The organism is Burkholderia sp. BCC1047, assembly GCF_902833155.1.
Classification (GTDB): domain Bacteria; phylum Pseudomonadota; class Gammaproteobacteria; order Burkholderiales; family Burkholderiaceae; genus Burkholderia; species Burkholderia sola.
On record NZ_CADFEH010000005.1, the window covers coordinates 64,037 to 78,355 of the forward strand.

Annotated in this window: 19 protein-coding genes; 6 read left to right on the forward strand and 13 right to left on the reverse strand. The window is 67.6% G+C overall.

Annotated elements, in window-relative coordinates:
* Positions 1 to 22 precede the first annotated feature (22 nt).
* The 7 genes from HWX55_RS07655 to HWX55_RS07685 all read right to left on the reverse strand — a co-directional run bounded on the left by HWX55_RS07655 (position 23) and on the right by HWX55_RS07685 (position 4,801).
* Positions 23 to 1,405, reverse strand: a complete 1,383-nt coding sequence (locus tag HWX55_RS07655; RefSeq protein WP_175975154.1) for an LLM class flavin-dependent oxidoreductase — start codon at positions 1,403 to 1,405, stop codon at positions 23 to 25.
* 26 nt (positions 1,406 to 1,431) lie between these two features.
* Positions 1,432 to 2,199, reverse strand: a complete 768-nt coding sequence (locus tag HWX55_RS07660) for an ABC transporter permease subunit (protein WP_175975155.1) — start codon at positions 2,197 to 2,199, stop codon at positions 1,432 to 1,434.
* Positions 2,196 to 2,930 carry an ABC transporter permease subunit gene (locus HWX55_RS07665; protein WP_175975156.1) on the reverse strand — a complete coding sequence of 245 codons (735 nt, stop codon included), beginning with the start codon at positions 2,928 to 2,930 and terminating at the stop codon, positions 2,196 to 2,198. The genes HWX55_RS07660 and HWX55_RS07665 overlap by 4 nt, the downstream gene beginning before the upstream one ends.
* Positions 2,931 to 2,934: 4 nt before the next feature.
* Positions 2,935 to 3,738, reverse strand: coding sequence for a transporter substrate-binding domain-containing protein (locus HWX55_RS07670; RefSeq protein ID WP_050017817.1), 804 nt, complete (start codon positions 3,736 to 3,738; stop codon positions 2,935 to 2,937).
* 188 nt (positions 3,739 to 3,926) lie between these two features.
* A complete protein-coding gene (locus tag HWX55_RS36080) occupies positions 3,927 to 4,205 on the reverse strand; it encodes a hypothetical protein (protein ID WP_244140518.1) in 279 nt (92 codons plus the stop codon).
* 36 nt (positions 4,206 to 4,241) lie between these two features.
* On the reverse strand, positions 4,242 to 4,454 hold the full coding sequence (locus tag HWX55_RS07680) for a twin transmembrane helix small protein (protein WP_006489184.1): 213 nt from the start codon (positions 4,452 to 4,454) through the stop codon (positions 4,242 to 4,244).
* Entirely contained in the window at positions 4,451 to 4,801 is a 351-nt protein-coding gene (locus HWX55_RS07685) for a hypothetical protein (RefSeq protein ID WP_050017815.1), read from the reverse strand. The genes HWX55_RS07680 and HWX55_RS07685 overlap by 4 nt, the downstream gene beginning before the upstream one ends.
* A gap of 246 nt (positions 4,802 to 5,047) precedes the next feature.
* Between HWX55_RS07685 and HWX55_RS07690 the strand changes: the two genes are divergently transcribed.
* Both HWX55_RS07690 and HWX55_RS07695 read left to right on the forward strand, forming a co-directional pair.
* Positions 5,048 to 5,806 carry a YoaK family protein gene (locus HWX55_RS07690; RefSeq protein WP_050017814.1) on the forward strand — a complete coding sequence of 253 codons (759 nt, stop codon included), beginning with the start codon at positions 5,048 to 5,050 and terminating at the stop codon, positions 5,804 to 5,806.
* Between the two features lie 97 nt (positions 5,807 to 5,903).
* Positions 5,904 to 6,089, forward strand: coding sequence for a ribbon-helix-helix protein, CopG family (locus tag HWX55_RS07695; protein ID WP_006489181.1), 186 nt, complete (start codon positions 5,904 to 5,906; stop codon positions 6,087 to 6,089).
* A gap of 62 nt (positions 6,090 to 6,151) precedes the next feature.
* Here HWX55_RS07695 and HWX55_RS07700 read toward each other — a convergent pair whose 3' ends face one another.
* Entirely contained in the window at positions 6,152 to 6,988 is an 837-nt protein-coding gene (locus tag HWX55_RS07700; protein ID WP_175975157.1) for a spermidine synthase, read from the reverse strand.
* A 66-nt stretch (positions 6,989 to 7,054) separates the two neighbouring features.
* A complete protein-coding gene (locus tag HWX55_RS07705) occupies positions 7,055 to 7,396 on the reverse strand; it encodes a zinc ribbon domain-containing protein YjdM (protein ID WP_006489167.1) in 342 nt (113 codons plus the stop codon).
* 380 nt (positions 7,397 to 7,776) lie between these two features.
* Between HWX55_RS07705 and HWX55_RS07710 the strand changes: the two genes are divergently transcribed.
* The 3 genes from HWX55_RS07710 (at position 7,777) to HWX55_RS07720 (ending at position 9,030) form a co-directional block, all read left to right on the forward strand.
* A complete protein-coding gene (locus HWX55_RS07710; protein WP_244140519.1) occupies positions 7,777 to 8,040 on the forward strand; it encodes an HPr family phosphocarrier protein in 264 nt (87 codons plus the stop codon).
* Positions 8,041 to 8,105: 65 nt separating this feature from the next.
* Complete coding sequence (locus tag HWX55_RS07715; protein WP_050017811.1) at positions 8,106 to 8,327, forward strand: hypothetical protein; 222 nt, start codon at positions 8,106 to 8,108, stop codon at positions 8,325 to 8,327.
* A gap of 136 nt (positions 8,328 to 8,463) precedes the next feature.
* On the forward strand, positions 8,464 to 9,030 hold the full coding sequence (locus HWX55_RS07720) for a GNAT family N-acetyltransferase (RefSeq protein ID WP_175975158.1): 567 nt from the start codon (positions 8,464 to 8,466) through the stop codon (positions 9,028 to 9,030).
* A gap of 22 nt (positions 9,031 to 9,052) precedes the next feature.
* Here HWX55_RS07720 and HWX55_RS07725 read toward each other — a convergent pair whose 3' ends face one another.
* Both HWX55_RS07725 and HWX55_RS07730 read right to left on the reverse strand, forming a co-directional pair.
* Positions 9,053 to 9,274, reverse strand: coding sequence for a hypothetical protein (locus HWX55_RS07725; protein WP_175975159.1), 222 nt, complete (start codon positions 9,272 to 9,274; stop codon positions 9,053 to 9,055).
* 23 nt (positions 9,275 to 9,297) lie between these two features.
* Positions 9,298 to 9,735 (reverse strand): hypothetical protein, encoded by a 438-nt coding sequence (locus tag HWX55_RS07730; RefSeq protein ID WP_244140520.1) that lies wholly within the window; start codon positions 9,733 to 9,735, stop codon positions 9,298 to 9,300.
* A gap of 482 nt (positions 9,736 to 10,217) precedes the next feature.
* Here HWX55_RS07730 and HWX55_RS07735 point away from each other — a divergent pair, with 482 nt between their 5' ends.
* Positions 10,218 to 10,928, forward strand: a complete 711-nt coding sequence (locus HWX55_RS07735; RefSeq protein WP_175975160.1) for a response regulator — start codon at positions 10,218 to 10,220, stop codon at positions 10,926 to 10,928.
* 63 nt (positions 10,929 to 10,991) lie between these two features.
* On the opposite strand, the gene HWX55_RS07740 is transcribed toward HWX55_RS07735, so the two are convergent.
* Together HWX55_RS07740 and HWX55_RS07745 are read right to left on the reverse strand one after the other, a co-directional pair.
* Positions 10,992 to 12,662 carry an efflux transporter outer membrane subunit gene (locus tag HWX55_RS07740; RefSeq protein WP_175975161.1) on the reverse strand — a complete coding sequence of 557 codons (1,671 nt, stop codon included), beginning with the start codon at positions 12,660 to 12,662 and terminating at the stop codon, positions 10,992 to 10,994.
* A 2-nt stretch (positions 12,663 to 12,664) separates the two neighbouring features.
* Positions 12,665 to 14,257, reverse strand: coding sequence for a DHA2 family efflux MFS transporter permease subunit (locus HWX55_RS07745; RefSeq protein WP_175975162.1), 1,593 nt, complete (start codon positions 14,255 to 14,257; stop codon positions 12,665 to 12,667).
* Positions 14,258 to 14,319: the final 62 nt, after the last annotated feature.

The window sequence follows — 14,319 nt, forward strand, 5'->3', positions numbered from 1 at the left end:
TCGCCCGGTATCGATCGGCTGGTCAGCCCGCTTCAGGCACGGGAAACCGGAACGACGCGCCATGAGCCGTGTCCGGCAGGCGGTCGCGTCCGCTCAGCCGTGAACGGAACGTGCCGCCCGCCGGCGACGTCCGGTACAGGCCGCGCTTTTTCAGTTCCGGCACGATCAGTTCGGCGAAATCGTCGAGCGTGCCCGGGCTGATCAGCGGATTGAGCATGTAGCCGCTCGTCGTCGACTGCCGTGCATGCTCGGCGAGCTGGTCCGCGACTTCGTCGGGGGAGCCGACGAGGATCAGGTCGGTGCCGCGCGTGACGCTCGCGAACTTGCGCCGCACGTCGCCGGCGGTGAGCGGCTTGCCGCTGCCATCCGGCCGCACCACGTAGGACGTCAGCCCTTCCGTCTGCGTCGTCAGCGGTTCGTCGTCCGCATAGCGGTCGATGTCGATACCGGTGTCGCCCGCATAGCTGACGAGTTGCGCGTGCTGGTGATAGTGCTGCTGCAGCGTGTGATATTTCTCCTTTGCGTCGCTCGACGAGCGCGCGGTCACGATCCGCAGCACCGTCAGCGACTTCACGTCGTCCGCCGCGCGGCCGCGCTCGGCCGCGAGCCGGCGAATCTCGTCGAGGCCCGCGCGAATCTCGTGTGGATTCGACTTCGCGACGAACACCACTTCCGCGTGCTTCGCCGCGAACTCGCGCCCGCGCCCCGACCAGCCGGCCTGGATCAGTACGGGCGAGCGCTGCGGCGACGGCGCACAGACGTGCGGCCCCTGCACGCGGTAATGCGTGCCTTCATGCGCGATCGGCCGCACGCGGTCGCCACGCGCATAGCACGGCGCGCGCTTGTCGGCGACGACCGCGTCGTCCGCCCAGCTCCCTTCCCACAGTTTGTAGACGACGTCGAGAAACTCCTCGGCGCGCGCATAGCGTTCGTCATGGCCGATCATCCGGTCGAGCCCGAAGTTGCGCGCCGCGCTCGTCAGGTAGGACGTCACGATGTTCCAGCCGATCCGGCCGTTGCTCAGATGATCGAGCGTGCTGAAGCGGCGCGCGAGCGCGAACGGATGCTCGTACGTCGTGCTCGCCGTCACGCCGAACGCGAGCCGCTCGGTCTGCGCGACGAGCGCCGGAATCAGCATCATCGGATCGTTCGCGGGCGCCTCGACCGCCCACTGGGCCGCGGCGTCGGCCGACCCGCCATAGACGTCGTACAGGCCGAGCACGTCCGCGAAGAACAGCATGTCGAGATCGGCCTGCTCGGCCGTGCGCGCGAGGTTCGACCAGAACGGGAGCGTATTCGCGCGCAGCCGTTCGTCGGCGGGATGGGTCCACAGGCTCGGCGCGCCGCCGCAGCCGACGCTGGCTTGTTCGTACAGGGAAAACAGCAAGGGGCGAGGATCGGACATCGTCGAAATCGGTACCAAGGCAGGAATCAGTTGGGTGCCGCCCACGCGCCCGACGACGCGCGGCCGCGCGGTGCGGACACCCGGTCGTCGGGCGTGCGCGTCAGGTAGCGATTGATCCGCTTCTCGAGACGGGCGGCGGGAATGGTCAGCAGCGCGACCAGCACGACATAGACGATCGCCGCGCCGGCCAGCGGTTCGTACACGCGCAACGTCTCGAAGCGCAGCGTATTGGCCGTGCCCATCACGTCGAACACGGTCACGGTCGACGCGAGGACGGTCGATTTCAGCAGCAGGATCGCCTCGCCGGTGAGCGCGGGCAGCGCAAGCCGCCATGCGCGCGGCCCGACGATGCGGCGCAGCACCTGCATGCGCGTCATCCCGTAGGCATGGCCGGCCTCGATCTCGCCGGCCGGCACGCCGGCGATCGCGCCGCGCAGGATCGTCGCGACGTACGCGCTCTCGTTCACGCTCAACGCGACGATCGCGTACCAGAATGCGTCGCGCAGCAGCGGCGACGCCCAGCTGTCGCGCATCCATTCGCGCGGAACGATCTGCCCGAATCCGTAGTACAGCAGATAGAGCTGAACGAGCAGCGGCGTGCCGCGGATCAGCATGAGCCAGCCGCGCGCGGACCAGCGCAGCGGCGCATGGCGTGCACCGGCCGCGAGCGCGAGCGGCACGCCCAGCAGCACGCTGGCCGCGCCCGACACAAGTGTCAGCGCGAGCGTCGTCGGCACTGCGGCGAGCAGCTTCGGCATCACCGTGTCGAGCAGAAAAGGCAGCGAGAAGATCATGTCGTCGCGCGCCTCGTGCCGCGGTTCGCATGCCGTTCGAGCGCCGCGAAGAGGCCGGCCGACGTGATGCTCAGCAGCAGGAACAGTGCGGCCGTGACCAGATAGAAGAAGACGTAGTGCCGCGTCGCACCGGCCGCGAGCTGGCTCGCCTTCAGCAGATCCGTGAACGAGCCGAGCACGCTGATGAACGACGCGTCCTTGGTCGCGTTCAGCCACACGTTGCCGACGCCCGGCAGCGCGAGCCGCGCGGCGGCCGGGAACCGGATGCGCGCGAACGTCTGCCAGGGCGTCATCCCGTACGCGTGCGCGGCTTCGATCTCACCGACCGGCACGTTGACGAGCGCCGCGCGGAAGATGTCGGTGAGATACGCACCCTGGATGAAACCGAGCGACAGTGCGGCGACGACGAACGGGTCGAACGCGAAGTCGCCGGACACGATGCCGCTGCCGCGCAGCGCGTTCTCGATGGCCGGTGCGACCGCGTAGAACGCGAGCAGCAGGCACAACAGCTCGGGCAGCGCGCGCACGAGCGTCGTGTAGAGGCGCGCCAGCCACACGAGCGCCGCGTATCGCGACAGCTTGCCGAGCGCGCTGGCGATGCCGAGCAGCACGCCGGTGCAGAACGATGCCGCCGCGACGCCGAATGTCAGCGCGAACGCGCCCGCGAACACGCGGCCATAACCGCCGTCGCCGAATGCGAGCAACGCGAGCAGCGAATCGTCGCCGGCCATGCGCTCAGCGACCCTTCTCGATCGTGCCTTTCAGGTTCGGATAGCGGGCGGTGATCGCGTCCCACGTGCCGTCCTGCTGCAGTTGCGCGATCGCGGTCGACAGCTTGCCGCGCAGCGCATCGCCGTGCCGCACACCCGCGCCGATGCCGAGCCCCAACACTGGATTGTCCGCGCACGTGGCCTTGACCTCGAAGTCCTTGCCGTCGCGCGACGCGAGGAACGCCGTAAACAGCCCCTTGCCTTCCTGCACGTAGTCGACGCGACCGGACACCAGATCCGCGAGCGCATTGTCGAACTTGTCGAACGCCTTGATCTGCGCATCCTGCTTGAAGCGGGCATCGAGGAACGCCGAAAAGTTGGTGCCGGCCTCGACGCCGATCACGCGGCCCTTGAAGGTCGCGGGAACCGCGCAGTCGACGCGGCGCCGGTCGCTTTTCGCGCCGACGAACACGGTCGGCGATTCGTAATACGCGCGGCTGAAATCGATGGCCTTCTGCCGCTCGCCGGTGATCGTCATCGACGACCAGATCACGTCGATCTTGCGATTCTGCAACGCCGGAATCAGGCCGTCCCACGCAATGTCGGTAAGCTCGCAGCGCACGTTCAGCTTGCCGCACGCGGCCTCGAGCACGTCGATTTCCCAGCCCTTCCACTTGCCGGAGGCATCCTTCGAAAAGAACGGCGGGTACGACTCGGCGTCGATGCCGACGCGCACCGTCGGCTGGGCCGCATGGGAAACCGGCGCAAGGCCGAGCACGAACAGCGCGGCCGCGACACGGCGGCCCCCGGAACGCATCAAACGATTCATGTGGCGCATTTCTGGAATAACGTCGGAACGACCGGCGTTGCAGCCGGCAGGAGGCGTGACTGTAATGCGCGCCGAAGCGTGTACCAAATGGTTATTTTTTCGATGGATATCTGATCGCGCGATATGCACGATATGCGCGCAACCGCGTACCGTCCGACGTCCGGCACGGTACGCGGTTCATCCGTCGTTCACGCCGCCACGGCCTCGCGCTGCACCGCCGGCAGTTCCAGATTCGCGCGGAAATCGCCGCCCACATAGTCGGTATCGAGCAGATCGCGCCGCCGCAACTCGCGCAGCAAACCGTTGAGCAGCAGGTCTTCCTGATCCGGCTGGCCGAGCCCGTGCAGCGGCGGCGCGCCCGCCGTACATGGCTGCAACGGATCGCGCGGGACCCGTACGGTTCGTTCGACCCGCGCTATCCGGTCGGCTGGATCATCGGCGAAGGACTCGACGCGGTCGGTATTCACGGCGACGCGCGCCGCCGCCCGCGCGACAACCGCGCGTCACCGCCCGATCGGCAACCCGGTCGGTTCGATCCAGCCGAGCTTGTACGCGATCAGCAGCGACAGGAACAGCGTGACCGACAACCCGACGCGCGCGGCGAGCGACCACGCCATCCGCTTGGATTTGCCGCGATCGTGATTCATGAAGTACAGCGCGAAGATCAGGCTCGCGATGATCATCGCGAATGCCACAGAAACCAGCAGGGTTTTCATTGCCGTTGCCTTTGAAGATCCGAATCGGCCTGAATCAGTTCGGCCAGTTTTTGCCGCTCGTCGGCGACGCCGCCGACACCCGATGCCGGCCAGTCCAGCGCGACGCCGTTGCCGAGCGAATCGCGCACGAGCGCCTGGTAGCGCCGGTCGTTGATCGTGCCGTGTTCCATCGTGTCCGAGATCTCGCGCCGAAACGGCAGCGGGAAACTTGCGTACCCGCGCGACAGCGCCGCATATTGTCTCGCATCGATCTCTTTCGACGAGGGTATGACGGTCCAGATCACCACGGCGACGATGGCCGTGAACGGGATCGCCGTGTAGCGAAGGATGAACTTGATCGGGGTCATGAAGCGGTGAGCAGAAGGGAATCGCGAGTGAGCGAGCGCCGCGCGGCGTCGAAACCGCCAGCCGGCCGCGCGTTGCATCATTGTACTGAAAGCACCATCCTGCCAACAGAGTATGATAATGACATTATCATGTTCATCACATGATTCGACAGCCCCGGGATCCGGTGCAAGCAGCGTGCCCGTCACGCCATCCGCACCGGTTTTCCGCCTGTACCCGCGAATCCGCGACGATCGAGCGAAGCCCTTATGCCAGCGCAGTACTTTCGAACCCTGACGGGAAAACACCGCAGCGCGACCGCGAACCGCCAGCTCGGGTTTTCGCTCGCGTTCGTCGCCGGCGCGGCCAATGCCGGCGGCTTTCTCGCGGTCAAGCAATACACGTCGCACATGAGCGGCATCGTATCGGCGATCGCCGACCAGACGGCGCTCGGCGACGTGCGGCTCGCGCTCGCCGGCATCAGTTCGCTGGGGTCGTTCCTGATCGGCGCCAGTTGCTCGGCGATCCTCGTCAACTGGGGGCGCCGCCGCGGGCTGCACAGCCAGTTCATGCTGCCGCTGCTGGTCGAGGCCGCGCTGCTGTTGCTGTTCGGGCTGCTCGGCAGCCACCTCGCGCTGTGGGAAACGTTCTTCGTGCCGGTCACCGTGACGCTGCTGTGCTTCATCATGGGGCTGCAGAACGCGACGATCACGAAGCTGTCCGGCGCGGAAATCCGCACGACGCACATCACCGGCATCGTGACCGATCTCGGCATCGAGCTCGGCAAGCTGTTCTACTGGAATCGGTCGGCCATCGACGTCGACGCGCATGCGGTGATCGCCAACCGTTCGAAACTGAGGATACACGCGACGATGCTCGCGTCGTTCTTCGTCGGCGGCCTGGCCGGCGCCATCGGCTTCAAGCACGTGGGCTACGTATCGACCGTGCCGCTCGCCGCGGTACTCGTCACGCTCGCCATCGTGCCGGTGCTCGACGACCTGTTCGCGCTGCTGCGCACCAAGCGCTGATCGTGCGCCACGGGCAGCGCTTGCGGCGCTTCCGCTGATCGAGCCGAAAGCGCATCGATTATAATTTGATTAACATACTGATCACTCTCGCCCCGTCATGGAAACGAAAACCGCCCGCCTGACCGTCCTGATCGATCCCGCGAAGAAGGAAGCCTTCGAGATGCTCTGCGCGGAGCAGGATCTTACGCCGTCGCAAGTCGTGCGGCAGTTGATCCGCGAATATCTCGACCGGCACGGCGTCACGTACAAGACCCGCAGCGCGATCGGCAAGCGCGTGAAGTAAGCGCGGCCGCAAGGGGCGCGCGGCGCCGGCGCGGTAGCCACGCCCCCCGCCCCCCGTCACCGTTACGCGCCGATCTCCCAACGTTCGTGCGATTGCGCACGCCACACCAGCCGCCGCGGATCGATGCCCTCGCCGTGCTTCATGCGCCTCGCGGTGGCGGCCAGCTTCAGTTCGCCCGCCTGCGGGCACGCAAGCGCCCGCTCCAGCAGGATACGCAGCGACGGCAGCCGGCTGCCGTCCTTCCATGCGAATGCAACGAAGTTGTTGTCGTCGCCGCACGGCACCAGTGCATACGACGCGCCGAATACCGATCGCAACTGCTCGAGGTGCTGCGGCAATGCCGGATCGTCGTCCATGAAGTTGATCGCGAGCACGCCGGCTTCGCTCAGGCGCGCGCGGCACGCATCGAGAAATGTGCCGCCCGTACAGCGGCCGCGCATACCGTCGGCGACGAATGCATCGTGCAGGATCACATCCGTGCGCACATCCGCCCGCTCCAGATGATCGGCGCCGTCGGCGCATACCACGCGAAAGCGCGCGTCGTCGGCAGGAATCCTGAACACGTCGCGCAGCGCGATCACGTCCGGATTGATCTCGACCGCGTCGATCGACGTGCCGGGCAGGTGGCGGAAGCAGTACTTCGCGAGCGACCCGCCGCCGAGCCCGAGCATGCAGATGTGCGCGGGCTCCGCCTGCAACAGCAGAAAGCCCATCATCACGCGCGTATAGCCGAGCGCGAGCCGCACCGGATCGCGCAGCGACATGAAGCTCTGGGTGCCGAGATGATCGAAGTGCAGCGAGACCGCGTGCTGCGTCTCCAGCACGAACGGCCGGCCGTCGTTCAGCGGCGTCGCCAGGAACCTGACGAACGCGTCGTAGGAAGTTCGATCCTCGGCCATGTGCGGGTAATCGGCTGAAAAGCAGCGAATGAAAACGCGGATGCAACGGTCGCCTGGACCGTGCGCTCAGACCTTCTTCAGGTAGCACGCCTTCAGCATGAAGCCGCCCATGTCGGTCTTGCAGTCGACCTCGTGATCGCCGCCGACGAGCCGGATGCTCTTGACCTTGGTGCCCATCTTCAGCGTGATCGACGAACCCTTCACGCGCAAGTCCTTGATCAGCACGACCGAATCGCCGTCCGACAGCACGTTGCCGTTCGCGTCCTTGACGACGTCGCCTGCCGGTTCGTCGCCGGCCTCGGCGCCGGCGTCGGCCGACCATTCATGGCCGCAGTCCGCGCACACGGTCAGCGCGCCGTCCGGGTAAGTGTTTTCCATCGCGCATTGCGGGCAGGCAGGGGCGTTCATTGCAGCTTCCATTCGGGGAGGGGTTCGGGTCGATCGACGATGCCGAGCGAGCACGTTGCGCGCCCGCAGGCGCGGCGACTCGCTCCGCCGGCAGTGCCGCGGGCCGGCATCGGCGCACACGGCATTATAATGCAATTCACATGATCTGGCGGATGCATTATAATCATCCACTTCCGACAATCCGCGAACTTGAATGCGCCTTCGCAGCGGATGTCGGCACGTTCGCGCCGAATGGCGCGCGCAATCCGCCCGGCCGGCGCCCCGCGACCCTGCGGGAAATCGTGACATGCCGGCCGCCCGATGTCCGCAACACGTGCGCAACCGTGCACCGTGCATGTCGCGCACCGCCCCGCCCACCTGTCCGGAGGCTTTCCAGCATCGTGGCAACCGTTGTGTACGTTGAAATCGGCCCCGCATGGAACCGCAATCGCGGCCGCGCCGCGCGCGACGCGGCGGTCGACGCGGCACGCCGTTTCGACAGCGACATCCAGCTGATCGCGAACGGGCACCGCAGCAACGCAAAAGACAGCGACGCGATCGCGTCGCTGCAGGTTCACGGCGGCACGTCGGCGCAGGTGCTCGCCACCGGCCCCGACGAGGAAGCGGCGCTGCACGCGCTGCTGCCGTTGCTGCAAGCAAGCTGACGCGTGCGCCGCCGATCCGGCGGCCACGCGCCGTCCATCCCGAAACGCCATTTCACGAGGAAGCGATGAACGAGACTCTCACGCCCAACACCCCCAACCTGTCGGCCTCCGCGATCTGGGCGCTCGAACGTCTCGCCGATGTTCGCTACGGCCGCGACGCGCCGGCGCTCGGCTGGTCGATCGCGCGGGAGCTCGTCAACGCCGGGTTCGTCAGCCATCCCGCGCACGGGCGCTCCGGCGCGTCGATCACGGCCGAAGGGCGCTCCTTTCTGAAAAGCCGCAAGTAATCCCTGCCGGCACGGGCGCGATCCCGCGCGATGCGCATGCCTACCCCGATGCGGGCGGGGAATTGCGTCCGCATCGCCGTTTACGCGGTATCGTACGGGACCCAAGCGCGGCGCCCCGCGTCGCCGTCCCTTCCTCATGGAACGCCCGATGACAATCAGCGCCGTGCCACCCGTCTCGTCCCCGCCCGTTCTCGACACGCCACGCCTGATCCTCGAAGGCCACCCGCTCGGCGACTTCGACGCGCTCGCCGCGATGTGGGCGGAGCCCGGCGTCGTCGCGCACATCTTCAACGGCACGCCTTCCACGCCGCGCGACTCGTGGATGCGCATGCTCGCGTATCGCGGGCTGTGGCCGCTGCTCGGCTATGGGTACTGGGCGATTCGGGAAAAGGCGTCGGGCCGGTATGTCGGCGATCTCGGCTTCGCGGATTTCCACCGCAACATCGAGCCGCCGATTCGCGGCGTGCCGGAGGCCGGCTGGGCGCTGGCGACGTGGGCGCAAGGCAACGGCTATGCGACCGAGGCGCTCGCGGCCGCGCTCGCATGGCTCGACGCGCAGCAGCGATTCGAGCGCAGCGTGTGCCTGATCGCGCCGACCAACGTCGCGTCGATCCGGGTCGCGGAGAAAGCCGGTTACGGCGCGCCGCAGCGCATCCGCTTCAACGACGCGGAGTCGCTGATGTTTTCGCGCAAGAGTCGATAGGTTTGGCGAACCGGCGGGCGAGTCAGTCGGCGACCGGTTCGTAGCACTGCATGAAGAGGCCGTCGTCCATCGGCCAGCAGTTGCCGCATTCGTCGCGCAGGATCCAGTCGCCCGGCTTCACCGAACGCCAGCCTTCCGGCGTCGCGACCGCCCACCCGCCGTGACGGCGCTCCACCCGTTCATGGTCGCCGTCGGCGAACCACCGCGTTGCATCGACGTGACCGGTGCGTTTCTTGAATTTCATTCCACCACCGAAGGAAACGAATCTTAGTGTCGCGTGGCCGCGGCGCCGACATCGGGCAACCGCTGCTGCGCCCTCAGTGCGTTCGTTGCCAAGCAGGTTTCGTGCAACGCTTGCCAGCCCTCCGCGATGAGCGCCTCCAGCGTGTCGCGCGCGACCGTGGAAATCCTGACGTCCATCTCCTGCACCTTCATCAGCGCCGACACGACCGCGGCCGGTTGATTGGGTGCAAGCGCAACGATAAACGCCGAACGCATCTCGGCGGCCCGGACGGCCTCGTTCCAGTCGGTACGCGCGACCGCGGCTTCGATCGCGTGCGTGAGTGCATCGAGACGCTGGACGACTTGCAACGGCGTCATTTCGTTTCCCCGTGAATGATTCGTACTGTCCGCTTGCGGGCCCGTCGGGAGCCGACGCGGCGTCGATTCGACCCACGCGCAGCCGGTTCCGCACGCGAGCAGCATGACGCGACGTGCCGTCGAAACCGGCCGTCGACGCGCTCGGAAAACGAGGCGATCGCACGATGCGAGGCGCGTCAGTCAAGTTCGGGAATTGTAGGGAGCAGGATGCCCGGACGTCGGTAATATTTTGTAATGATATGTCGACTAACCTTGCCTGGCTTGGGTTCGGCCGGTGCGAACGACGTTCGCGACAGCGCATCGGCGCAAACGTTTTCGTCTGAAGGATGCCTGCTCGCGCATCGACGCGAGCGCCGCGCCGGATCTCGCATCGACCCGTTTCGGCCGCGCGCGCGGCCCTGCCTCGCTTACCCCGCGCTTTCCACGCGGCGGCGGCGATTCCCCCATAGCTAAGCTCACCGAACGATTCAGAATTCACCACATTCCGTTGGAATGTTGCGCAGTATCATCCACGTCGCTTCGGCCACGACGCGTTCGGACTGGGCCTGACCGCTCGCCACCTTCCCGTTTTGCCCCTTCGTTTAGCGATGCCCATCCGAATCCTGCTCGTCGAAGACGACGTCCCGCTGTCCGCGCTGATCGCCGATTATCTGCGCAAGCATCATTACCTGGTGGAGACGCTGTTCGACGGCGCCGGCGCGGTGCCGGCGATCGTCGCGAGCCGCCCCGACCTCGTGCTGCTCGACGTCAATCTGCCGGGCAAGGACGGCTTCGAGATCTGCCGCGAGGCGCGCATGCACTACGACGGCATCGTGATCATGGTGACGGGCCGCGACGAACCGTTCGACGAATTGCTCGGCCTGGAACTCGGCGCGGACGACTTTCTCCGCAAGCCGGTCGAGCCGCGCCTGCTGCTCGCGCGGATCAAGGCGCAGTTGCGGCGCACGCGTGCGCCGACGGGCGACCCCGTGCCGGATTCGCCGCAGCGATACGTGTTCGGCAAGTTCTCCATCGACCGGACCGACCGCCGCGTGCATCTTCCGGACGGCAGCATGCCGCGCCTGACGTCGACCGAATTCGACCTGCTGTGGGCGCTCGCGTGCCGCGCCGGCGAGGTGGTCAGCCGGGAAGACCTGACGCTGCTGCTGCGCGGCATCGCGTTCGACGGCCTCGATCGCTCGATCGACGGCCGCATCTCGAAGCTGCGCCGCAAGCTGCGCGACGATGCGAACGAACCGAAACGGATCAAGACCATCCGCTCGAAGGGCTATCAGTTCAGCAAGCACGCGTGGGATTGAGGCCGCGCGTGAGCGGACGAGCTGCGTAGCGCGCGGCCCGCGATGTCCGGCGCGCGCTCGGGGCTACTGCGCCCGTGCCGTACCGGTATCCGTATCCGGCTCCGCCTGCCATCCGCCGCCGAGCGCCTTGTACAGCGCGACGAGATCAGTCGTCGTCTGCAACGCGCCCTGCTCGGCCTGCTGCCGGCCCTCCGACCATTGCCGCTCGGCGTCCAGTACGTCGAGGAACGGCGACAAGCCCTTCCGGTATCGATCGCGCGCGAGGTCCAGCGCGCCCTGTTCGGCTCGCACCGCGTCGTCGAGCGCGGCCGCGCGCGCCTGGTCGGTGCGGTACACGGCCAGCGCATTGTCGACGTCGCGCAGCGCAACGAGCACGGCTTGCCGGTAGGCGAGCGCCGCTTCGGCCTGGCGCGCCTGCGACAGCCGCAGGTTCGACACGAGCTGCCCGCCCGAGAAGATCGGCAGCGATACGGCCGGCCCGAACGCATAGAACAGGTGCGACCAGTGCGCGAGTTCGCGCACGTGCGATGCGCGCAGGCCGACCTGCCCGGTCAACGAGATGTCCGGATAGAACTGCGCGACCGCGACGCCGACGTCGGCGGTGGCCGCATGCAGCTCGGCCTCCGCGCGACGGATGTCGGGGCGTCGGCGCGCGAGTGTCGACGGCAGGCCGACCGGCACGGTCGGCGGCACGTCCGGCAACGCGCGCGGCGCGTCGAGCCAGTCGTCGAGCGCGCCCGGCGCGCCGCCGACCAGATACGCGAGACCGTTGCGCAGCAGCACGATCTGCTGGTCGAACTGCGGCAGTTGCGCGCGGATCTGCGCGAGCCGCGCGTCGGCGCTGCGCACGTCGAGATCGCTCGCGAGACCGTGCGCGGCCTGCTCGCGCGTCAGGTCGAGCAGTTCGCGCTGCGCGCGTTGCAGGTCGTCGGCCAGCGCGCGCTGCGCTTGCGCGCCGCGCAGTTGCAGATAGGTCTGCGCGACTTCGGCCTCGAGCGACAGCAGCGCATCGTCGCGACTCGCGACCGCCGCGCGCGTCTGCGCGCCGGCCGCTTCGACCGAGCGGTGCACGCGCCCGAACAAGTCCAGTTCCCACGATGCGTCGAACCCGGCCTGCCACAGGTTGACCGGCGATTCGAGCGCATCGAGCGCGCCGCGCGCGCCTTGCTGCACGCTCGCGCCGGTGCCCGGCCCGAACCGGTCGAGCGGCGAGCCCGGCGCGCCGAGACGATCGACGCGCTGGTCGATGCCCTGCTCCTCGACGATGCCTTTCAGACCGAGCTGCTCGCGCTGGTAGCTCGCATTCGCGCGCACGTCCGGCAAGCCCTGTGCGGCGGCGGCCCGAACCTGCGCGCGCGCCTGCGCGATGCGCAGCACGGCGGCCTGCACGTCGAGGTTGTCGTGCGCCGCGCGCTCGACGAGCTGGTCGAGCAGTGGATCGCCAAACGCGCGCCACCAGCGCAGATCGGGATCGGCGCTCGTCACCGGCGACGACGGCGCGCGTGCGCCGGGGGCCGATGCCGGCGATGCCGCTGATGCCGCTGATGCAACCGATGCCGGCGATGCCGCATCCACCGCCTGTGCGTCATGCCAGTTCGCCGGCACCTCCGCCTGCGGCGGCTTGAAATCCGGTCCCACGGTACAGCCCGCGAGCGCCGTGCAAGCCGCGACCGTCGCGGCGATCCCGCGTGCTCGTAGCGAATGTCGGCGACGGTCGAGTCGATACATCGTCATCGTCAATGCCCTCCCGCGCCGCCCGCGGCCTTCGCCGGCGAGAACAGGAACGTCAGCGGAATGCTGAACGCGCAGAACACCGCGAGGATCGCGAACACGTCGATATACGCGAGGATCGTCGCCTGCGCGATGAATGTCTCGTACAGCCGCCCGGTGGCCGTCTGCAGCGCGGACGACGGCGGCGCCCCCGTCAACGCGCCCACCGCGCGCGCGTTCTCCTGCAGCGCATCCTGGAAGTTCTGCGACAGCGTCGACATGTGCGTGGACAGATGCGCCATGCGCGCCTGCGTGCGCTCTCGGATCAACGCGGTCGACACCGAGATGCCGATCGAGCCCGCGACGTTGCGGAACATCGTGAACAGCGCGGACGCGTCGTCGTTGAGCCGCCGCGGCACGGTGAGGTACGCGAGCGTCGTGATCGGCACGAACATGAAGCCGATCGCGAGCGACTGCGCGCAGCGGATCATCATCAGGTGCGTGTAGTCGATGTCCGGCACCAGCGTGCGCGAATAGATCAGTGAAACGCACAGCAGCACGAAGCCGAACCCGACCAGATAGCGCGTCTGCACGTGCGGCATCAGCCGGCTCACGAGCGGAATCTCGAGCGTGATCAGCAGCGCGCCGGGCGACAGCACGAGCCCCGCGAGCGTCGCGGTGTAGCCGAGACGCTGTTGCGCGAGCTGCGGCACGATCACCGCGCTGCCGTACAGCACGGCCGCGAACGTCGCGATCGTCACGCAGCCGAGCGCGAAATTGCGGTCGCGCAGGCACGACAGGTCGACCACCGGCTTCTTCGTGCGCAGCAGCCACAGCGTCGCGCCGATCAGCCCGAGCGCGGACAGCACGGCAAAGACGCGGATGAAGTTCGAGCCGAACCAGTCCTCGTCCTCGCCGCGATCGAGCATCACCTGCAGGCAGCCGAGCCCGATCGCGATCAGCCCGATACCGATGTAGTCGATGGAAATCCCGCGTTCGGCGCCGCGCCGCCACGGCGGATCCTCGACGAGCTGCATCACCGCGAGCACGGTCAGCGCGCCGATCGGCACGTTGAGCAGGAACACCCAGCGCCACGAGAAATGGTCGGTGATCCAGCCGCCGAGCGTCGGCCCGAGCACCGGCGCGACAACGATCGCGATCGCCGAGATCGAGAACGCGCGGTTGCGCTGCGCGGGCGGGAACGTATCGAGGATGATCGACTGCTGGTTCGGCTGCAGCCCGCCGCCGAACAGCCCCTGCAGCACGCGGAACACGATCAGTTCGCCGAGGTTGGTCGCGACGCCGCACAGGAACGAGCACACGGTGAACGCGGCGATGCACAGCAGGAAGTAGCGCTTGCGGCCGAGCAGGCGTCCGAGGAACCCCGAGATCGGCAGCACGATGCCGTTCGCGACCAGATACGACGTGAGCGTCCAGGTCGCCTCGTCGTAGCTCGCCGACATCGTGCCGGCGATGTGCGGCAGCGCGACGTTGACGATCGTCGTGTCGAGCACCTCCATGAACGCGGCAAGCGTGACGACGATCGCGATGAGCCACGGGTTCGCGGCGGGACGCCACGTGCCATCGGATGCGCCGCTGCGGTCGGGTGGCCGGTTCATCGGCGGGCCTCGTCAGGCAAGAACGGCATGCGGGTATCGGGCATCGGATCGCTCCGGTCGAC